The organism is Cupriavidus sp. 2TAF22, from assembly GCF_052115045.1.
Taxonomy (GTDB): Bacteria; Pseudomonadota; Gammaproteobacteria; order Burkholderiales; family Burkholderiaceae; genus Cupriavidus.
Window position 1 is genome coordinate 166,229 of record NZ_JBFRFX010000023.1, and the last position, 18,020, is coordinate 184,248.

Sequence of the window (18,020 nt, forward strand, 5' to 3'; positions counted from 1 at the left end):
CGGCGGCAATAGCGAACGCTCGGCCGACGCGTCGCCGCGCCGCGCGGGGCGCACTCATCCGTGCATCCCCGCCAGCCGCATCAGCGCGCGGATCGCCAGGGCCACCAGTCCCAGCCCCGCCACGCTGATCCCCCAGATCGCCAGCATCCAGCCGATCCGCGCCAGCCAGCCGCGCGGCGCCCGCGGGTGCCCGCGCCGTCGCGCCGCCATCAGTGATACCCCTCTCCGTGCTTGACCTTGCCACGGAACACGTAGTACGCCCACACCGTGTACATCAGGATGAAAGGAATGATGAACAACGCCCCCACCAGCGTAAAGCCCTGGCTCTGCGGCGGCGCGGCGGCATCCCAGATCGTGATGCCGGGCGGCACGATATTCGGCCACACGCTGATGGCCAGCCCGCTGTAGCCCAGGAAGACCAGGGCCAGCGTGTACATGAAGGGCGCGAGGTGGGCATCCGCGGCCAGCGACCGCACCAGCCGGTACATGCACAGCAACACCAGCAGCGGTACCGGCGCGAACCAGATCAGGTTGGGCAGGCTGAACCAGCGCTGGGCGATGCGCGCATGGGCAAGCGGGGTCCAGATGCTGATGATGGCGATCACGCCCAGCAAGGCCCAGGCCAGTCTGCCGGTGAGGTGCAGCATGCGCTGGTGCAGTTCGCCCTCGGTCTTCATGATCAGCCAGGTGCTGCCCAGCACCGTGTAGGCCACCGCCACGCCAAGCCCGCAGAACAGCGGAAAGGGATGCAGCCAGTCCAGCGGGCCGCCGGCGAAGGCGCGGCCGCTGACGCGGATGCCGTCGATATAGGCCCCCAGCGCAACGCCCTGGAAAAAGGCCGCGGCCAGCGAGCCGCAGATGAACGCCTTGTCCCAGACATGGCGCTCGCGGTCGTTGGCCTTGAAGCGGAACTCGAACGCCACGCCGCGGAAGATCAGGCCCAGCAGCATCAGGACCAGCGGCAGGTAGAGCGCGCTGAGCACCACCGAGTAGGCCAGCGGGAAGGCGGCCAGCAGGCCCGCGCCACCCAGCACCAGCCAGGTCTCGTTGCCGTCCCACACGGGCGCCACTGTATTCATCATCACATCGCGGTCATGGCGGTCCGGCACGAAGGCATAGAGCATGCCGATGCCGAGGTCGAAGCCATCCATCACCACGTACATCATCACCCCGAAGAAAATGATGACGGCCCAGATCAGGGAGAGGTCGATGCCCATGGTCAGCTCCGGGAATGCGTGGATGCGGCGGCCGTGCCGGGCACGTCCCCGGGGTCGTCGACGGCGGACAGCGGGCGGGCCGGCGTGTGGGCCGACGTACGCGCCGGGTGGGGACTCTCTTCGGCGTCGTCGTCGCCTTCATGCATGACCGGCCCCTTGCGCACCAGCCGCATCATGTAGGCGATGCCCACGCCGAACACGAAGAAGTAGGCCACGACGAACAAGGCCAGCGTCAGCGCCAGCTCCGGCGCGCCGTGCGGCGAGACGGCATCGGCGGTGCGCATCACGCCGTAGACCACCCAGGGCTGGCGCCCGATCTCGGTGGTGAACCAGCCTGCCAGGAGGGCCACCAGCCCGGCCGGTCCCATCCACAGCGCCATGCGCAGGAAGGCGCGCGCGCGGTAGAGAGCTTCGCCACGGCGCAGCAGCAGGCTCCACAGCCCGAGCAGGATCATCAGCATGCCCAGCCCCACCATCACGCGGAAGCTCCAGAACAAAATGGTGGCATTGGGCCGGTCCTGCGGCGGGAATTCCTTCAGGCCGGCGATCTGGCCGTCCAGGCTGTGCGTCAGGATCAGGCTGCCCAGGCGCGGGACCTCCACCGCGAAGCGGGTCTCCTCGCGCGCCATGTCGGGCCAGCCGAACACGATCAACGGCAGCGGTTCGTCGCCACGGTTCTCCCAGTGGCCTTCCAGCGCGGCGATCTTGGCAGGCTGATGCGCCAGCGTGTTGATGCCGTGCATGTCGCCGATCACGGCCTGCACGGGTGCCACCACCAGCAGCATCCACATCGCCATCGACATCATCTTGCGTATCGCCGGGTTATCGCGGCCGCGCAGCAGGTGCCAGGCCGCGGAGGCGCCGACGAACAGCGCCGTGGCGAGGAATGCCGCCACGCTCATATGCGCCAGCCGGTAGGGGAAGGACGGGTTGAAGATCACGCGCAGCCAGTCCACCGGCACCACGCGGCCGTCGATGATCTCGTAGCCCTGCGGCGTCTGCATCCAGCTGTTCGAGGCCAGGATCCAGGTCGCCGAGATCAGCGTGCCGAGCGCCACCATCAGGGTGGCGAAGAAGTGCAGGCCGGGGCCGACCTTCTTCCAGCCGAACAGCATCACGCCGAGGAAGCCGGCTTCGAGGAAGAACGCGGTCAGCACCTCGTAGGTGAGCAGCGGGCCGGTCACGCTGCCGGCGAAGTCCGAGAAGAAGCTCCAGTTGGTGCCGAACTGGTACGCCATCACCAGGCCGGACACCACGCCCATGCCGAAATTGACCGCGAAGATCTTGGACCAGAAGTGATAGAGGTCGCGATACACCGGATCCTTCGTGCGCAGCCAGCAGCCCTCCAGCACCGCCAGGTAGCTCGCCATGCCGATGGTGATGGCGGGAAAGATGATGTGGAACGAGATGGTGAACCCGAACTGGATGCGGGCGAGGTCGAGCGCGCTCAGGCCGAACATGGCGTGGTCTCCGTGATGCGGTGGTTGCCCGGGGTGGCTGGTCCATCGCACCCGGTAACGCGTAGGGATAGCGTAGACCACGCCGGGAGCGCGTTGAAGGACGCTTGTGCGTGGCGGCGGCCAGCGCCGGGAGATGGCCCCTGGTACGGCAGGGCGGAAGCGAGCGGGGAGCCTGCCCGGGCGGGCAGGCCTGAAGCGGGGATGTCCATGTGCGAAAGCCATGAGTTGGGCTCGCAACCGGGGCGCGGAGCGCGCCCGGCGCATGCCATGGACAACATGCTACCGGCAGGCCGGCGTGGATAACAGAAGCAACGACTTGAAAAAAGACCGTATCAGTTTGCTGCGCTCAAAGTGGTGCTGGCCGCGCACCGCCGAGCACGGCGTGTTCGGCGGCCCGCGCCTGGCACGCCTCCAGCAGCTGTACGGGAGAGATCTCCTTGCTGCCGATCATGCGGCGCAGCGCCACGGCGGCCTGCGCTGGCAAGCCGTCGTTCCGGGTCATGGTGGATGGGGTTGTGACTGAAGCCCGCGTGGCTAGCGGCTCAGCCCGCGCGCGGCCACCGGCCACAGGCAGGCGACCGTGCCGCCGCGCACGCCGATCATCTCGTCGTACAGGTTGAGGGTGGGATCGCAGTGGCCGGGCACCAGCAGCACCTGGCTGCCCAGTGCCGGCAGCACCGGCGCCGAGCGCGCGCCCGGCGCGGGCAGCGCTTCCACGATGCCGTGCTCGTCGTTGGCCGCCACATAGGCCAGCGCAAAGTCTTGCCCGTCGCTGCCCCATATCAGCGGCAGCCCGGAATCGACCGCCATCGATTTCAGCCCGGCATCCACCACCACGCGGGGGGTAGCCGGCGCGGGCGCCGCGGCGGCCGTCACGCTCATCACGCTGCTGGCGATAAACAGGCTGTGCTCGAAGCGCAGCGGCCCGCAGTAGTTGTTACGGGCATAGTCGCCGTCCATGAAGATGTACGAGCCGGGCTGGATCTCGGTATAGACGCCGCTGTGCAGGTCGAACTCCACGCTGCCGCTGCCGCCGCCGGTGACCGTGGCGCAGGTCACGCCGGCTTCGGCCAGCGCCGCGACCACGGCCGCGGTGCGCCTGGCGGCATCGGCCGCGGCCTGGCGGCGCGCGGCGTAGTCACGCACATGCTGGATGCCGCCGTGATAAGCCTGCAGGCCACGGAATTCCAGCTGCGCGTGCGCGCCGATCGCCTGCGCCAGTTGCAGCGCGGCGGGCGCGCCGGACACGCCGCAGCGGCCCTGGCCCACGTCGATCTCCACGAATACGCCGATGGTGCTGCCGGCCTGTGCCGCGGCGGCGGCCAGCGCCTGCACCTGGCGGGCGTCGTCCACGCACACGCTCATGCGCGCATGCACGGCCAGCTGCGCCAGCAGCGCGGCCTTGGCGGGCCCGGCGATCTGGTTGCTGACATGGATGTCCCTGACTCCCGCCTGCACGAAGGGCAGCGCCTCGCTGACCTTCTGGCAGCAGATGCCGACCGCGCCGCGCGCGATCTGCGCCAGTGCGATCTGCGGGCATTTGTGCGCCTTGGCATGCGGGCGCAGCTGCACGCCCGCCTGGTCGGCGGCCTGCTGCATGTGCGCCACGTTGCGCTCGAATGCGTCCAGGTCGAGCACCAGCGCGGGCGTGTCGATGGCGGTCATCGGCTGCCCGGCCACGGCGGCCGGCGCGAGCTGCAGGGCGGCCAGGGCCGAAGGCATCTGCGGGGATGGCGAAGCGGAAGCGGTAGTTGTCATGGAAGGCCTGTCTGGTGTCGTTCGGTTGGCATGGCGCCGCCGGCGGGCGGCCGTGCCTGCGATGATGTGGCGCGCGGGCGGGCGCTGTCAAACCAGCGTGCCGCCGCGCCGGTCACCGCGCCCGCCTCGACACTTGGCGCCATCAGTCGGCCTGGATATTGGCGCGCTGCGCAATGGCCCGCATGCGCGGCAGCTCCTTCGTGATCAGCGCGGTCACTTCGGCCGCATTGCCGTAGGCAGGCTCGAACCCGTTGTCGAGCAGCTTCTTGCGGGTGTCCGGGTCGGCCATGGTATCGGCCAGCGCCTTTTCCAGGCGTGCCTTGACCTCGGGCGGCAGTCCGCGTGGCGCCACCACCGCCAGCCAGGTGTCCATGTCGGTGGCGGGGAAGCCGCTTTCCGCCACGGTCGGCACTTCGGGCAGCAGGCTGGAGCGCTTCGCGGTGGTGATGGCGATGGCCTTGACCTTGCCCGCGCGGATCTGCGGCACCGCGGCCGCCACGGTGTCCACTGAGAACGGGATCTGCCCGCCGATCAGGTCGGTCATGGCGGGCGAGCTGCCGCGGTACGGCACGTGCAGCATCTTGATGCCCAGGTCGTTGAGCAGCATCTCGCCGGCGAACTGCGCCGTGGTGCCGCTGCCGAAGGAGCCATACGAGAACTTGCCCGGCGCGGCCTTGACCGCTGCCGCCAGTTGCTTGAGGTTGTTGACCGGTACGTCGCGGTTGGCCAGCAGGATCAGCCCGGTGCGCCCTGTCAGCCCGATCGGCTCGAAGCTCTTGAGCGGATCGTAGGGCAGCTTGGGATGGATGGCCGGGTTGACCGTAAACGTGGTGCCGGAACTCACCAGCAGCGTGTAGCCGTCGGGCGCGGCCTTGGCGACGATGCCGGCGCCGACGATGGTGCCGGCGCCCGGCCGGTTGTCGATCACCACGGTCTGGCCCAGCCGGTCGCCCAGCTTCTTGGCCAGCAGGCGGCCGATCACGTCGGTGGCGCCGCCCGGCGGGAAGGGGATCACCATCTGGATCGGACGCGAAGGGTAGGTATCGGCCAGCGCGCTGCCGGCGGGGACCGCCAGGCAGCAGGCGGCCAGCCATGCAAGCTTGATGGGTTGGAAGGATGTCATGCTGGCTCTCCTGCGGGTCGGGGTTGTCGTGGATCGGAACAGAATCAGCGCGCCTGGCGCGCCAGCGCGGCAGCCTTGTCGAGGAAGGCCTGGTATTCGGCCTGCGGCACGAACAGCCCGCCGGTGGTCCACACCAGGTGCATGGCTTGCGGCATGACGGCGTCCAGCTGGTGCCGGGCCAGGTAAGCGCGCCCGGCTTCGCTTTCGCACAGCATGCGCGGCCCGCTGAAGCCGGCCGCGGCGGAGGGCTCGATGCGCACGCCTTCGCTGCGCCATGCCAGCGCGAGGTGCCGGAACAGCGTGTCGTCCGCCACCGTGAAGACGCCGGACAGCAGCGGCCGCATCACGCCGGCCGCGAGTTCGGAGGCGCGCGGCACGGCCAGGCCGTCAGCCTCGGTGAGGTTGGTGAGGCCGGCATCGTAGACCGAGGGGTTACCGTCCTGCGCCGCCATCTGCACCAGGAAGCAGGGCGATTGCGTGGGCTCGGCGAAGAAGCAATGCACATGCGGGCCAAGCAGCTGGCGCAGGCCGAAGGTGATGCCGGCCGGCGCGCCGCCCACGCCGCACGGCAGGTAGACGAAGAGCGGGTGCGCGGCATCCACGAGGATGTCCCGCGCGGCCAGTTGCTCGCGCAGGTGCAGCGCCGCGGCGCCGTAGCCCAGCAGCAGCGACAGCGAACGCTCATCGTCGACGAAGTAGGTGAACGGGTCATGCTGCGCCTGGCGACGGCCGGCGGCCACGGCTTCTTCGTAGTCGCCGGCATGCTCCACCACTTCCACGCCGCGGCTGCGCAGGCGCGCCTTCTTCCATGCCTTGGCGTCGGCCGACATATGCACGGCGGCGCGAAAACCCAGCGCCGAGGCCATCACGCCGATGCTCAGTCCGAGGTTGCCGGTGGAGCCGACCGCGACCTGGTAGCGCCCGAACAGCGCGCGCGCCGCCGGCGCGCCCAGCGCCAGGTAATCCGGGGGTGCGTCGCGGCCGGGGCCGACCAGGCCGTGTTCCAGGGCCAGCGTCTCGGCAAATTCGAGCACTTCGTGAATGCCGCCGCGCGCCTTGATCGAGCCGGCCACCGGCAGGCTGTGATCGGCCTTGATCCAAAGGCGGCCCAGTTCGTGCGGCAATCCCAGGGCTTGCTGCATGCCGGGGGCCGCCAGCAGCGGCGATTCGATGGTGCCGCCGGTCCGCGCCAGCTCTGGGAACAGCGTGGCCAGCAACGGCGCAAAGCGGCGCAAGCGTGCCTGTGCCGCCCTGATATCAGCTAGACTAATGCTGCGCTCGCCTGCGGGCTGCGCCGCCGGTGGCGCGTCGGTGCGGCCGGGATTGCACCACAGCAGGGGTGTGGCGGTGCTCAGGCCGGCGAGGCCCGCATCGGAGAACAGTGGTTGGGGTGCGGCTGCGGATGCATGCATGGAGGTGGGTGCCTGCTGCGTTTCGGAATGGCTTCATTGTTGGTCCCGGCCGGCGCCGTGACAATCCATTTATATTTAGCCAGGCATCAGTATTACTAATGGCGATGCGATCTGTTCCCCATGCGGGTGCATGTCGTCGGTCCGGTGCGCCGGGCGCGCCGCTTTACCGTGAGTCCGTCCCGTGAGCACTCTGCTGTCGTCTTCCGTCTTGAGCTGGCTGCGCTGCTTCGAAGCCTCCGCGCGACATTGCAACTTCACCCATGCCGCCGCCGAGCTCTGCGTCACGCAGGGCGCCGTCAGCCAGCAGGTCAAGCAACTCGAGCAATGGCTGGACCGGCCGCTTTTCCTGCGCACGCCGCGCGCGCTGGTGCTCACGCCCGAGGGCGACCGGCTGCGCTTCGTGCTGCGCGAATCCTTCCAGGCCATCGAGGGCACGCTCACGCAGCTGCGCAAGCCGCGCGAGTCCGGTCCCATCGCGCTGAGCTGCGCGCCGTCGTTCGCGATGCGCTGGCTGACCCCGCGCCTGGGCGATTTCTTCCGCGATCATCCGCAGGTGGGCCTGCGCGTCTATGGCGAGTTCCACGCGCTGGACCGCGGCCGCATGGTGCGCGACGGCATCGACGCCGCGGTGCGCTTCGACCTGGGCGGCTACGACGACCTCAAGGCCCGCCTGTTCCTCGATGAATGGCTGCTGCCGGTGGCCAGCCCCGCCTTCGTGGCCGCGCATCCCGAACTGCGCGCCCCGCGCGACCTCAAGGGCGCGTGGCTGCTGCACGACACCAGCCCCTGGGACGGCGCGCAGCCGTTCGACGAGTGGCTGCACTGGCTGCGCATGGCCGGGGCCGAGGTGACGGGCCTGGACGCGGGGCAGCGCTTCAACCTGTCCCAGCTCGCGGTGGGGGCGGCACTGGCGGGGCAGGGCATCGCCATGGGCCGCTCGGCGCTGGTGCTGGAGGATATCGAGGCCGGGCGGCTGGTCGACCTGTTCGGCATCCATGCCCGCTCGCAGGCGTCCTACTTCTTTGTCAGCGCGCACGGCCAGACGCCACATATCGCCATGGTGGAAGACTGGCTGGCGGCCGAGGGTGCGCGCTTCGATACCGCGCGGGCCAAGGTGCTCGATATCCGGGCGCGCCGCCCGCCCGGCGGCCCCGGGGCACGGCGGCGCGCCTGATGCGCTGCGGCATGCACAGCCACGGATGACAAGCGGGCCGATTATCGGCATAGTTTGCGGCTTTCGCGCGATGCGCGCAGCGCACATGCGGCGACGCGGCAAGCCAGGCCGCCGCCGCTATCCTGGGTTCAGATGGACTTTCCTCTCGTGATCGTGGCGCTGGGCGCCGTCGTGGCCGGCTTCGTGCAGGGCTTGTCCGGTTTTGCCTTCGGCATGGTGGCCATGTCGTTCTGGGTGTGGACGGTCGAGCCGCGCCTGGCGGCGGCCATGGCGGTGTTCGGCTCGCTCACCGGGCAGGTGGTGGCGGCCATCACGGTGCGGCGCAGCTTCTCGCTCCGCCAGCTGCTGCCCTTCGTGGCCGGCGGTATTGTCGGCATTCCCATCGGGGTGGCCATCCTGCCGGTGCTCAATGCCAATGTCTTCAAGGCCTGCCTGGGCGCCTTGCTGGCGGTGTGGTGCCCGCTCATGCTGATGTCCGCGCAGTTGCCGCGCATCCGCTTCGGCGGACGGCTGGCCGATGGCCTGATCGGCGCCGCCGGCGGCATCATGGGCGGCATCGGCGGTTTCACCGGCGTGATTCCCACCCTGTGGTGCACGCTGCGCGGACTGCCCAAGGACGAGCAGCGCGCCATCATCCAGAATTTCAACCTGGCCACGCTGGCGGTGACGATGGCGACCTACGTCGGCACCGGCATCGTCACGCGCGACATGCTGCCGATGTTCCTGGTGGTGGGGCCGGCCATGCTGGTGCCCAGCATCCTGGGCGCGCGCCTGTATATCGGCATCAGCGAGATCGCTTTCCGTCGCATCGTGCTGAGCCTGCTGACGGCCTCGGGCGTGGCGCTGCTGGCGGCCTCGTTGCCCAGGCTGCTCGGAGCCATGCACTAAGCCGTAGCCGCTCAGGTCGCTCAGGTGTGGAAGGGCTCATCGTTGCCGCTGCGCTCGAATTCCGCGATCACCTGCGCGCCAAGCAATAGCAGCGTGGCGGCGATCTCCAGGCTGAGCAGCACCACGATGGCCGTGGCCAGCGAGCCGTACACCACGCTGACCTGCGACAGCGTGGTGAAGTACCACACCAGCACGTGGCGCGAGATCTCCCACAGCGCCGCCGCGGTCACGGCGCCGAGCAGCGCATGCCGCAATGACAGGCGGCCCACCGGCATCACCAGGTAGATCGAGGTCAGCATCAGGATCTCGCCCGCCAGGCCGAGCAGGTACAGCAGGCTGCCCGAGAGGCGGTCCAGCGACCAGTCGTGCCCCAGTACCTCCACATGCCGCTGGCCGAAGGCCTGCAGGGAGCCCGACACCACCGTCACCAGCAGCAGGCCGAGGCTGAGCACGACGATATAGCAGTAGGGCAGCACCGCGGACACCATGAAGTGGCGGCGGCGGATTGCCACGCGGTGCTCGAAGATCACCGACATGGCGTTCTCCAGCACCGTGAACGCCAGCGAACTGAAGAAGATCATGCTCGCCAGCAGCACCCAGCCGATCACGCCGCGGTTGTCCAGGAAGTTCGCCAGCTCGGCGATCAGCGCGCGCGATTGCCCGGGCACCAGCCATTCCAGGTAGCGCGACAAGGTGCGCAGCAATGCCTGCGGCTCGATCACGTGGGACAGCGCGATCACCATCAGGATCAGCAGCGGCACGATCGACAGGAGGGCGTAGTAAGCCACCGCGCCGGCCAGCAGCAAGCCCTGGTTGGCGCGGAAATGCCGCAGCGTGCGCAGCATGAAGGCGCCCGGGTGCTTCAGTACCAGCCGGGCGCGCGCATCGAGGATGGGCATGGCGAAGGGGCTGTGATTGTTCGGGCCGCAAAAAGTGCGGAAGCGGCGCGGCGCAGGCATGCGGCGGCGGGCGCGCCTGGCCCGGCGCAAAGCGCCGCCTTGCCCTTGAAGTTCCAGTCAATGTTCAATGTGGTGCATGACGCGTACAAGGGCAAGACGAGCTTGTCCTACATGGGCGGGCGGCATTCTCCGACAGCAATGGGGACCGGCGGGGCTATGCTGGGAAGAAGGCTCCAGCCATCAGCCCAAGCCCAGCCCCAGTCATCAGCCCCTCCCATCGCCACCACGCCTGTCGCCATGCCCTTTTCCCTGCCTTCGCTCAGCCATCTCCGCCTCAGGCAGCGGCAATCGGCGGCCCAATCGGCGGCCCAATCGGCGGCCGATGCCAATGCCGCGGCCGCCGCCGCCGCTGCGCCTGGCGAGGCCACCGCCACCGCGCCAGCGGCGCAGGCAGCCGGGGCGGCGCAAGCCGTCGGCCTGCCTGACAGCGGCAATGCACCGCCCGAGGCGCCGGCAGCCACACCCGCAGAGACGCTCGCCGGGCCGGCCGCCGCTCCCGTGGCTGCAGGTGGCCGCGGCGAACAGGCCCTCGTCATCCTGGCCGTGCTTGCATCGCTCTATACGCTTCATCTTGCCAGCGCTTTCGTGATCCCGGTGGTGCTGGCGATCGTGATCGCCTATATGCTCGATCCGCTGGTTACCTTCCTGTTCCGCCGCCGCATCCCGCGGGTGATCGGCGCATCGCTTGTGCTGCTGGCCATGCTTTCCGGCGTGGTGTGCTGCGCCTACCTGCTGCAGGACCAGGCAGCAGGGCTGGTGGACCGCCTGCCGGAGGTGGCCACCAAGCTTTCGCGTTCGCTAGGCGCGCTGCTCAGCGGCGACGACTCCATGGTGCAGAAGGTCCGCCGCGCGGCCACGGTGCTGGCGGGCACCGGGCAGCCGCCGCCGGCCCGCACGCCGCAGGTCGTCGTGGAGCGCTCGGGCGACGCCATGACGAATATGCTGGTGGCCGGATCGATGGGCATCCTCGCCTTGTTGGCACAGGCTGCGGTGGTGCTGTTCCTGGCCTTCTTCATGCTGGTCTCGGGCGATATGTTCAAGCGCAAGTTCGTCAAGATGGCCGGTACCACGCTCTCGCAGAAGAAGATCAGCGTGCATATGCTCGACGAGATCAACCGCCAGATCCAGGGCTATATGGTGATGCTGCTGGTCGCCAATGCCATGGTGGGCATGCTGACGTGGCTGTTGCTGAAGTGGCTGCACCTCGATAACGCCGGCACCTGGGCATTGACCGCGGCGGCGCTGCACCTGGTGCCGTATTTCGGCGCGGCGCTGATCGCGGTGTGCATCGGGCTGGCCGCCTTCATGCAGACCGGCGGTGCCTTCGGCCTGGCCGCGCTGGCGGCCGGCGGCTCGCTGCTGATCGCCACGCTGATCGGCTCGGTGGTCACTACCTGGATGACGGGCCGCATGGCGAAGATGAATGCAGTGGCGGTGTTCGTGGCGCTGCTGCTCTTTACCTGGCTATGGGGTGCCTGGGGCGTGCTGCTGGCCATTCCCATCGCGGTGATCGCCAAGGTGGTGGCCGATCATGTGGAAGGCATGGAGGTGCTGGCCGAATTCCTGGGCGAGTGAGCGCGGCCGGGGCTGTCTCAAGCGGGGGCCGCGAACTGCGTCACCAGCGCCGCCGCCGCCGGCGAAAGCGCCTGCGGCTCGCACGCTAGCAAGCGCAGCGTGCCTTCTCCTGCCAGGATCAGTTCAGCCGCTTGCGCGCCGAAGCGCAACACGCCTTCGGCGAAGACGCGCTCGTGAGGCAGCGCCGCGCCTTCGTCTTCGCGCATCGATACGAACCGCAGCGGCCGCACGCACATGGGCTGGCTTTCGCCGTCCAGCCACAGCCATTGGTATTTGCGCGCGCGCGGCGCCTCGGCGGGCAGGCCAAGGCGCTTGATCTCGAGCACGGTGCCCGCGGCGGCGCTGAACGCGAACAGGATCCGGTAGTCAGGTGCGGCAGGCGATGCCGGTGGGGTTTGCGTCATGGCTTGCCGTACAGGGTGCCGCGAAGGGAGCGCAATTCTACCGGACCTGGCCGCCACGCACGGTGCATGCCGCGCATATCGTTAGGCGAACACGCGCTGCCGGAAGGCGCCAAGGTCGGCATCCAGAACGATCCCTCCAATGGCAACCGCGCTGCTGCGCCATGGGTGAAGCCGCTGGTGACGGCGTACCAGTCGCAGGAGGTGCGCGACTTCCTGGCCAGGCAGTTCAAGGGTGCCATCCTGCCCGCGTTCTGACGCGCGGCCGGCGCTGGCGTGCCTTCACGCGCCCAGCGCTTCCTCCACGAACAGCAGTCGGTCGTTGCCCCAGAACAGTTCGTCGCCGACGACAAAGCTCGGCACACCGAACAGGCCGCGCGCCACTGCCGCCTCGGTGGCCTGCTTGAGGGCGTCCTTGACGACGGGGTCCTCGATCATCTTCAAGGCCTCGCGCGGGTCGAGGCCGGCCGCCGCCAGCGCCGCGCCGATCTCGGCGGGATCGTTGAGGTTGCGCTGCTGCTCCCACATGGCGGCGAACATGGCCTCCACATAGCGGTGGAAGGCGGCTTCGTCGCGCAGCTGGTAGCCCTTCGCGGCGCGCATCAGCGCCAGCGTGTTGATCGGGAAATGCGGATTCTGCTGCAGGTTGGCGCCGTAGCGCTTCGACCAGCGCGCGGTATCGGTGTTTGACCAGCGGCCCTTGGCGGGAATCTCCGCGGGACTGTGGTTGCCGGTGGCCTTGAACACACCGCCGAGCAGGATGGGCTGCCAGTCGATCCGCGCGCCGGTGCGCTGCGCCACGCGCGGCAGCTCCTTGTAGGCCAGGTAAGAGTAGGGGCTGCCGAAATCGAAATAGAAGGTGACCTGCTTGCTCATCTGTTGTCTCCGTTCATGGTTTTCCTGGCGGACATTCTCTTGCGCCGATGCTCACCAGGTCTCCATCCACGGGCGGATGTCCAGTTCGTGGGTCCAGGCGTCGCGCGGCTGCTGGTGCAGCATCCAGTAGGTATCGGCGATGTGCTCGGGATTGACGATGCCGTCGTTGTCCTTGGCCGCATAGCGGTCGGGGAAGTTCGAGCGGATAAAGTCGGTGTCGATGGCGGCGTCCACCACCAGGTGCGCCACGTGGATATTCTTCGGGCCAAGTTCGCGCGCCATGCTCTGCGCCAGTGCGCGCAGCGCATGCTTGGCGCCGGCGAAGGCGCTCATGCCGTCGCGCCCGCGCAGGCTGGCCGTGGCGCCGGTGAAGAAGATCGAGCCGTGGCCGCGCGGCAGCATCACGCGGGCGGCCTCGCGTCCCATCAGGAAGCCGCCGAAGCAGGCCATCTCCCAGACCTTGAAGTACACGCGCGAGGTGGTCTCCAGGATGGAGAAGCGCACGTTGGCGCCGATATTGAAGATCGCCACCTCCAGCGGCGCGATCTCGCGCTCGATGCGCTCGATCAGCGCCACGGTGTCTTCTTCCTTGCGCGCGTCGCAGGCAAAGCCGTGCGCCTCGCCGCCCTCGGCGCGGATCTGCTCCACCAGCGGCGCAAGCTTGTCGGCATTGCGGCGCGTGACGCAGGCGATATAGCCTTCGCGCGCAAAGCGGCGCGCAATGGCGCCGCCCGTAGCGTCGCCCGCACCCACCACCAGAACGGCTTTCTTGTTGGTCATTGCATTGTCTCCAGTCTGCGATATTGCGCCCGGGCAGGACCCCGGGCGGTTTTTTTCGTCGCTGCGCGGTGCGCCGCCTTGCTGTGGCGGCGAATCTGCCCTAAGCTGAACGATCGTTTAGTAAGCGAACTTTATGGTACGAATGCGGCCGGCGTCAAGCCTTGGCACCATACCCCGCCCCCCCAGGAACAGCACTGCGTGATTCCGCAATCCACAAAGCCGCCACGCGCGAGCGTGTGATAGCAGCCAGCGGCGCGCTAGCCAGGCGCGGGGGCTTCGCCACCACGGGCGTGGATCCGCTCATGGGAGCCGCCGGGCTGACCGGCGGCGTCCGGCTGGCTGGATGCGCTATTGCGGCGCAGCCGCACGACGGCCAGCGGCTCGTCCGACAGGAGCAGCCGCAGGCCGGCGGCAGCCACGTCCACGCGCAGTGTTTCTCCCCCATGCCAGCGGCACGGCGATACTGCCGCGCTCGCCCGTGCGCAGCGTCTGCCCGTGCCCTGGCGGCAAGGCTGTCGCGGATCGTCTGCGACGGGTGCCAGAGCCTGCCGTGCCCGGTGGAGAACCCGTCGCGGACCGCGATCAAGGCCGTTGCAAGTGCCGACGCGCGCACCACGAAGCCGGAAGCCGCCACTGGGCACGTCCGGGACCAGCCGGGCAGCGCGCGGCACGACAGCAGCATTGATGCCACGTCGGCCTCCCATGCGCGTTTTTCCGTGCATTTGCCGGTATTTGCATGCCATTGGCAGCGGCGCCGGCCGCGGTCCCGAGGATCGCATGGGCCCGCGCGGGGACCATGTTCGGCGTCGCACCGACGCATCGTCCGGGCGGGGGACGCGCTGGCCGCTTCGCCTGCCGGGATGGCGCGGGTTGCCCTCCGGGCGGGAAGCGGGCCTGGGGATCCCGGCGCGGTCCGCGACACCACATTCCAGCGCGGGGTCGATGCCTATCGCACCGATAAACAACATCAAAGGAAAACCTGCGTGCGATATCCCATACTGGTAGCAAAGAGGTTCGCGATACCGTGACAACCTGCCGTTTCCAAGGCGGGTTCTAGCGCCACAGCGAGCCAGGGTGCCGCAGGCGACACAGGCGACCCGGTCGATCCGGCCACGCCAGCGTCAGGCATGCGCACTCATCGACGAACTCCATACCAACAGAGCCACATCATGTCCTTCACCCTCAAGGTCAACCTGGCACACGACATCTTTCCCAACGAACTCGACGCGCGCGTGGCCGACATGCGCCAGCTTGCCCAGGACGTCAGCAAGGAGCTTGCCCGCAGCCAGCAGCGGCGCGAGCGCGAGCGCCGCGAACCCGACCCGAGCGACCCGCATACGCGCCACTAGCTGGGTACCCGCGCGCTGCGTGCCCGTTCCTGCACCGCGCGGCGCAGGGCCGGCAGCACCTCGCCTTCGAGCCCGGACACAGCGGGGCCCTGCGCCCACACTTCGTGGTCCACGACGGCGGCGAAGAACGGCGTGCCATAGGCGTTCTGGATGATCGCGTGGCCGTCGCGCGTCTCGGTGGCAACCCACTTGAGGTGGTCAGGCAGCAGGCCGGCGGTGACGACGGCCTTGCCGCTGCCCAGGCTCAGCTTCACATAGTCGATTTCCCGGAACTCCGGAAACGACTTCGCCATCTTGTCCATGCGCCCGAAGTATTCCGCTTCATAGCCTCGGCATGGCGGGCAACTGGCCTGCCCGAGGTAGAGCAGGGTGATGCGGGATTCGGCGGTGGCGTGGAAGGGCGCTGCCTCGCCTGGTTGCGCGCTGGCACCGGCCATCCGGCCGGCGATCAGGACCGCGGGGGCGGCAATCAGCAGGGTTCGGCGGTCCATGGCTGGCTCCTCCGGGGCACTCGACAAGCAGAGTATCGGCCGCCATGCGCCGCCGCGCATCCCCGGAATGGGGGATGCAGGGATGCGCGCAAGCTGCCGCGCTAGCGGTGGAAGCCGTGGAAGCCGTGGAAGCCGCCCATGCGCCGCCCGCCGCCGCGCGCGCCGAAGCTGGCGCCGGGGTTGCCCGCGCCGCCGCCCCACTGGCGAGCAGTCTGGCCAAAGCGCTGCTGTCCCAGGTCGCGCGCCTGGCGTTGTTGCTCCAGCTGGCCGCCGACGTTGGCATTGGCATCGGGCTGCACCGGCTCCCAGCCGCCCGAGGTGTGCTTTTGCCAGCCGCCGTCCTGGGTGTGCTGGTAGATGTTGCCGTCATGTCCGGCGTAGACGTCGCCGTTGTTCCAGGCCACGCCGTTGCCCTGGCCGCGGTTGACCACGAAGCCCTTGCTGCCGGCTTCGCGCTGGCCGGTCTGGGTATTGCCGGCCACGCCGAACTCGGCCGCGCCGGCGCGCCCGGTCTGCGCGTTGTAGCCGGCCACCTGGCGCCCGCCCGCGTAGTTGCCGGTGTATTCATTGCCGGCGATGCCGCCGCGCCCGGCGCCGGCGCTGCCCGTGGACGGGTTGTAGAACGAGCCCTGGCGCCCGGCCGCGGCATTGCCGCTGTACGGGTTGAAGGCGGCGCCCGCGCTGCCCTGGAAGCGGGCGCCGGTGGCCGGGTTGTAGCCGGCGCCTGCGGTGCCGCGCCATTGCGTGCCGGTCCAGGCGTCCCAGCCCGAGGCATGGGTCACCGTGCCTTGTCCCCAGCGTCCGTAGAAGTTGGCCTGGTTCACGTTGACGTAGTTCCAGTTGTAGCCCCCGCCCCACCAGTACGGTCCCCAGTAGGGTGACGCCGCGCCCCAGAACGCCCCTGCCGCGAAGCCGAAGGCGAAGCCCTCCGCGGCGCCGAGCGCAAAGCCCGCGCCGTAGCCGTAGGTGGGCGGATAGCCGTAGTAGACCGAGCCCACATAGGCCGGATAGACATAGCCCGTGCCGTACACCACGGTGCCGTCGGCGCTGATCACCACACCCATGTAGCCGGGCGTGTAGCCCACTACCACGGTATCGGGCGCGACCGAATAGATGCGGACATAGGTGACGTAATGCAGCGGCGAGCTGGCCGGGATGGTGTAGATCGCGCCGGGCACCTCGGTGGCGACACGCCAGGGGCCGGTCGGGCCGGCGGCGGTGAACCAGACCCCGTTGGCCACTGCGTAGAAGTGCTCTGCGTCGGTCTGGATCACGGGCGTGGCGGCGTTGACGGCGTAGTTCAGCGAGGTGCCCTCGATCGGCGCGAAGCGCGGCGAGCCGTCGAAGCCGACCGTCAGCGTGGCCTTGGCGCGCGCTACCGCCGCTGTCTGCGGAATGGTGGCCGCGATCTGCGCCTCGCGTGCCTGCGGCGTGCCCGGCACGGAAACCAGCACGTTGGCCCTGGGATCCTGGGGCGAGATGCGCGCGAAGTCCGCGGGCAATGCACTGCCCGGCACGAACTGCCACGGCCCGTCGACACCCGGCGCGGCGAACCAGCGCCCCGAGACCAGCACGTAGTAGCGGTTGCTGGCGGGGTCGACGAACACCGCGCGGTCGGTGTTGCTCACGGTCAGCAGGCTGACGCCGGCCACCGGCAACAACTTGGGCGCGCCATCGGTGACGATCAGCTCGGTGGGGCCTGTCGCCACCAGGATGGCGGGCGGGGCGGCGGGACGCCTGCCGTCGGCCGGCAGCATCGGATCGGCCTTGGCGCCGGCCTGGGCCTTGCCAGCGGCGGTGACCAGCGCCTGCGGCGGGCTGGCGATCATCTGCCACGGCCCGCCGAGCGCGGCGGCGCCGTACCAGTAGCCGGCCGCCTGCAGGTAGAGTTGGCCGGCACTGTCGCGCAGCAGCAGGGCGCGGCTGTTGAGGGCATGCTGGTAGCGCGTGCCGCCGGCCTCGCGCCAGGCCGGCTCGCCATCGACCAGCACCAGCAGCGTGGGCACGGGCGCGAAGACGATGCGCGGCGCGTCGTTCTTCACCGCCACGCCGGAGGCCCTGGCGACTTCCTGCGAGGCCGCGTAGCTGGCCTGCAGTTCATCGAGCGGCACCGTGAGCCCGGCCGGCGGCAGGCGCGCCAGCAGCGCCTGCCGCACCTGGCCGGCCGCCTCGGGATTGGTCGGCACGTCGACGCTGTCCACCTGGATCGCGCGCATCTGCACCAGGCCGGATGCCTTGTCGATATCGGCATGCGCGGAGAAGCGCACCACGCCGTAGGTCGGCGTGCCGTTCTTCGCCCCCACCGCCACCGCGGCGCGGCCGGAGAGGCGGTCGCCGTCCCATTGCTCGATCTGCGGCTGGTACATCTCGATATGCTGGCTGGCCGCGTCGAAGTTGCGCGGCCAGGTCAGCGGCGCGGCTGTCCGGGGCGGATTGGCCGCCTGTGCCGGCGGCATGCCCAGCGCCAGGCAGGCGGCAATCAGCAGCAGGCGCAGGCGCGCGGTGGCCGGCGTGGCGGCGGTGGCTGGCATGGTGCGGCTCCTTGTCGGCAAATCCA

18 protein-coding genes are annotated in these 18,020 nt (G+C 69.3%); 5 read left to right on the top strand and 13 right to left on the bottom strand.

The window, feature by feature from the left end:
• Nucleotides 1-54: 54 nt before the first annotated feature.
• The 7 genes from AB4Z48_RS25820 to AB4Z48_RS25850 form a co-directional block, all read right to left on the bottom strand.
• Complete coding sequence (locus AB4Z48_RS25820) at nucleotides 55-210, bottom strand: DUF2474 domain-containing protein (protein WP_441619211.1); 156 nt, start codon at nucleotides 208-210, stop codon at nucleotides 55-57.
• Nucleotides 210-1,217 (bottom strand): cytochrome d ubiquinol oxidase subunit II, encoded by a 1,008-nt coding sequence (gene cydB / locus AB4Z48_RS25825; RefSeq protein WP_441619213.1) that lies wholly within the window; start codon nucleotides 1,215-1,217, stop codon nucleotides 210-212. Before cydB ends, AB4Z48_RS25820 begins: the two co-directional genes overlap by 1 nt.
• 2 nt (nucleotides 1,218-1,219) lie before the next feature.
• Complete coding sequence (locus AB4Z48_RS25830; RefSeq protein WP_441619215.1) at nucleotides 1,220-2,677, bottom strand: cytochrome ubiquinol oxidase subunit I; 1,458 nt, start codon at nucleotides 2,675-2,677, stop codon at nucleotides 1,220-1,222.
• Nucleotides 2,678-3,023: 346 nt separating this feature from the next.
• Nucleotides 3,024-3,179 carry a hypothetical protein gene (locus tag AB4Z48_RS25835; protein WP_441619288.1) on the bottom strand — a complete coding sequence of 52 codons (156 nt, stop codon included), beginning with the start codon at nucleotides 3,177-3,179 and terminating at the stop codon, nucleotides 3,024-3,026.
• Between the two features lie 32 nt (nucleotides 3,180-3,211).
• Nucleotides 3,212-4,435 carry a DSD1 family PLP-dependent enzyme gene (locus tag AB4Z48_RS25840; RefSeq protein WP_441619217.1) on the bottom strand — a complete coding sequence of 408 codons (1,224 nt, stop codon included), beginning with the start codon at nucleotides 4,433-4,435 and terminating at the stop codon, nucleotides 3,212-3,214.
• 142 nt (nucleotides 4,436-4,577) lie between these two features.
• Entirely contained in the window at nucleotides 4,578-5,558 is a 981-nt protein-coding gene (locus tag AB4Z48_RS25845; protein ID WP_441619219.1) for a Bug family tripartite tricarboxylate transporter substrate binding protein, read from the bottom strand.
• Between the two features lie 44 nt (nucleotides 5,559-5,602).
• The gene (locus tag AB4Z48_RS25850) at nucleotides 5,603-6,970 is read right to left on the bottom strand and encodes a D-serine ammonia-lyase (RefSeq protein WP_441619221.1); all 1,368 of its coding nucleotides are present in this window, start codon (nucleotides 6,968-6,970) and stop codon (nucleotides 5,603-5,605) included.
• A 181-nt stretch (nucleotides 6,971-7,151) separates the two neighbouring features.
• On the opposite strand from AB4Z48_RS25850, the gene AB4Z48_RS25855 reads away from it, so the two are divergent.
• Nucleotides 7,152-8,144: a LysR substrate-binding domain-containing protein gene (locus tag AB4Z48_RS25855; RefSeq protein ID WP_441619223.1), complete on the top strand. Its 993-nt coding sequence runs from the start codon at nucleotides 7,152-7,154 to the stop codon at nucleotides 8,142-8,144.
• A 132-nt stretch (nucleotides 8,145-8,276) separates the two neighbouring features.
• Nucleotides 8,277-9,032, top strand: a complete 756-nt coding sequence (locus AB4Z48_RS25860; protein WP_441619225.1) for a sulfite exporter TauE/SafE family protein — start codon at nucleotides 8,277-8,279, stop codon at nucleotides 9,030-9,032.
• 20 nt (nucleotides 9,033-9,052) lie between these two features.
• Here AB4Z48_RS25860 and AB4Z48_RS25865 read toward each other — a convergent pair whose 3' ends face one another.
• Nucleotides 9,053-9,931 carry a YihY/virulence factor BrkB family protein gene (locus tag AB4Z48_RS25865; RefSeq protein WP_441619227.1) on the bottom strand — a complete coding sequence of 293 codons (879 nt, stop codon included), beginning with the start codon at nucleotides 9,929-9,931 and terminating at the stop codon, nucleotides 9,053-9,055.
• A 297-nt stretch (nucleotides 9,932-10,228) separates the two neighbouring features.
• Between AB4Z48_RS25865 and AB4Z48_RS25870 the strand changes: the two genes are divergently transcribed.
• Complete coding sequence (locus tag AB4Z48_RS25870; protein ID WP_441619229.1) at nucleotides 10,229-11,566, top strand: AI-2E family transporter; 1,338 nt, start codon at nucleotides 10,229-10,231, stop codon at nucleotides 11,564-11,566.
• 17 nt (nucleotides 11,567-11,583) lie between these two features.
• Here AB4Z48_RS25870 and AB4Z48_RS25875 read toward each other — a convergent pair whose 3' ends face one another.
• Complete coding sequence (locus AB4Z48_RS25875; protein ID WP_441619231.1) at nucleotides 11,584-11,970, bottom strand: hypothetical protein; 387 nt, start codon at nucleotides 11,968-11,970, stop codon at nucleotides 11,584-11,586.
• Nucleotides 11,971-12,036: 66 nt separating this feature from the next.
• On the opposite strand from AB4Z48_RS25875, the gene AB4Z48_RS25880 reads away from it, so the two are divergent.
• Entirely contained in the window at nucleotides 12,037-12,225 is a 189-nt protein-coding gene (locus AB4Z48_RS25880) for a hypothetical protein (RefSeq protein WP_441619233.1), read from the top strand.
• Between the two features lie 24 nt (nucleotides 12,226-12,249).
• On the opposite strand, the gene AB4Z48_RS25885 is transcribed toward AB4Z48_RS25880, so the two are convergent.
• Together AB4Z48_RS25885 and AB4Z48_RS25890 are read right to left on the bottom strand one after the other, a co-directional pair.
• Nucleotides 12,250-12,843, bottom strand: coding sequence for a 2-hydroxychromene-2-carboxylate isomerase (locus AB4Z48_RS25885; RefSeq protein WP_441619235.1), 594 nt, complete (start codon nucleotides 12,841-12,843; stop codon nucleotides 12,250-12,252).
• 51 nt (nucleotides 12,844-12,894) lie between these two features.
• Complete coding sequence (locus AB4Z48_RS25890; RefSeq protein WP_441619237.1) at nucleotides 12,895-13,623, bottom strand: SDR family oxidoreductase; 729 nt, start codon at nucleotides 13,621-13,623, stop codon at nucleotides 12,895-12,897.
• Nucleotides 13,624-14,792: 1,169 nt separating this feature from the next.
• Between AB4Z48_RS25890 and AB4Z48_RS25895 the strand changes: the two genes are divergently transcribed.
• Entirely contained in the window at nucleotides 14,793-14,972 is a 180-nt protein-coding gene (locus AB4Z48_RS25895; RefSeq protein WP_441619239.1) for a hypothetical protein, read from the top strand.
• Here AB4Z48_RS25895 and AB4Z48_RS25900 read toward each other — a convergent pair.
• Both AB4Z48_RS25900 and AB4Z48_RS25905 read right to left on the bottom strand, forming a co-directional pair.
• Entirely contained in the window at nucleotides 14,969-15,463 is a 495-nt protein-coding gene (locus AB4Z48_RS25900; protein WP_441619241.1) for a hypothetical protein, read from the bottom strand. The genes AB4Z48_RS25895 and AB4Z48_RS25900 overlap by 4 nt on opposite strands.
• Nucleotides 15,464-15,564: 101 nt before the next feature.
• The gene (locus AB4Z48_RS25905) at nucleotides 15,565-17,994 is read right to left on the bottom strand and encodes a carbohydrate-binding family V/XII (RefSeq protein ID WP_441619243.1); all 2,430 of its coding nucleotides are present in this window, start codon (nucleotides 17,992-17,994) and stop codon (nucleotides 15,565-15,567) included.
• Nucleotides 17,995-18,020: the final 26 nt, after the last annotated feature.

Bases quoted from the DNA above. Each gene is read 5' to 3' on its own strand.
- AB4Z48_RS25835 (WP_441619288.1), bottom strand. From the start codon at position 3,179: ATGACCCGGAACGACGGCTTGCCAGCGCAGGCCGCCGTGGCGCTGCGC.
- AB4Z48_RS25820 (WP_441619211.1), bottom strand. From the start codon at position 210: ATGGCGGCGCGACGGCGCGGGCACCCGCGGGCGCCGCGCGGCTGGCTG.
- AB4Z48_RS25865 (WP_441619227.1), bottom strand. From the start codon at position 9,931: ATGCCCATCCTCGATGCGCGCGCCCGGCTGGTACTGAAGCACCCGGGC.
- AB4Z48_RS25845 (WP_441619219.1), bottom strand. From the start codon at position 5,558: ATGACATCCTTCCAACCCATCAAGCTTGCATGGCTGGCCGCCTGCTGC.
- AB4Z48_RS25905 (WP_441619243.1), bottom strand. From the start codon at position 17,994: ATGCCAGCCACCGCCGCCACGCCGGCCACCGCGCGCCTGCGCCTGCTG.
- AB4Z48_RS25840 (WP_441619217.1), bottom strand. From the start codon at position 4,435: ATGACAACTACCGCTTCCGCTTCGCCATCCCCGCAGATGCCTTCGGCC.
- AB4Z48_RS25850 (WP_441619221.1), bottom strand. From the start codon at position 6,970: ATGCATGCATCCGCAGCCGCACCCCAACCACTGTTCTCCGATGCGGGC.
- AB4Z48_RS25885 (WP_441619235.1), bottom strand. From the start codon at position 12,843: ATGAGCAAGCAGGTCACCTTCTATTTCGATTTCGGCAGCCCCTACTCT.
- AB4Z48_RS25875 (WP_441619231.1), bottom strand. From the start codon at position 11,970: ATGACGCAAACCCCACCGGCATCGCCTGCCGCACCTGACTACCGGATC.
- AB4Z48_RS25860 (WP_441619225.1), top strand. From the start codon at position 8,277: ATGGACTTTCCTCTCGTGATCGTGGCGCTGGGCGCCGTCGTGGCCGGC.
- AB4Z48_RS25895 (WP_441619239.1), top strand. From the start codon at position 14,793: ATGTCCTTCACCCTCAAGGTCAACCTGGCACACGACATCTTTCCCAAC.
- AB4Z48_RS25870 (WP_441619229.1), top strand. From the start codon at position 10,229: ATGCCCTTTTCCCTGCCTTCGCTCAGCCATCTCCGCCTCAGGCAGCGG.
- AB4Z48_RS25880 (WP_441619233.1), top strand. From the start codon at position 12,037: ATGCCGCGCATATCGTTAGGCGAACACGCGCTGCCGGAAGGCGCCAAG.
- AB4Z48_RS25830 (WP_441619215.1), bottom strand. From the start codon at position 2,677: ATGTTCGGCCTGAGCGCGCTCGACCTCGCCCGCATCCAGTTCGGGTTC.
- cydB (WP_441619213.1), bottom strand. From the start codon at position 1,217: ATGGGCATCGACCTCTCCCTGATCTGGGCCGTCATCATTTTCTTCGGG.
- AB4Z48_RS25890 (WP_441619237.1), bottom strand. From the start codon at position 13,623: ATGACCAACAAGAAAGCCGTTCTGGTGGTGGGTGCGGGCGACGCTACG.
- AB4Z48_RS25900 (WP_441619241.1), bottom strand. From the start codon at position 15,463: ATGGACCGCCGAACCCTGCTGATTGCCGCCCCCGCGGTCCTGATCGCC.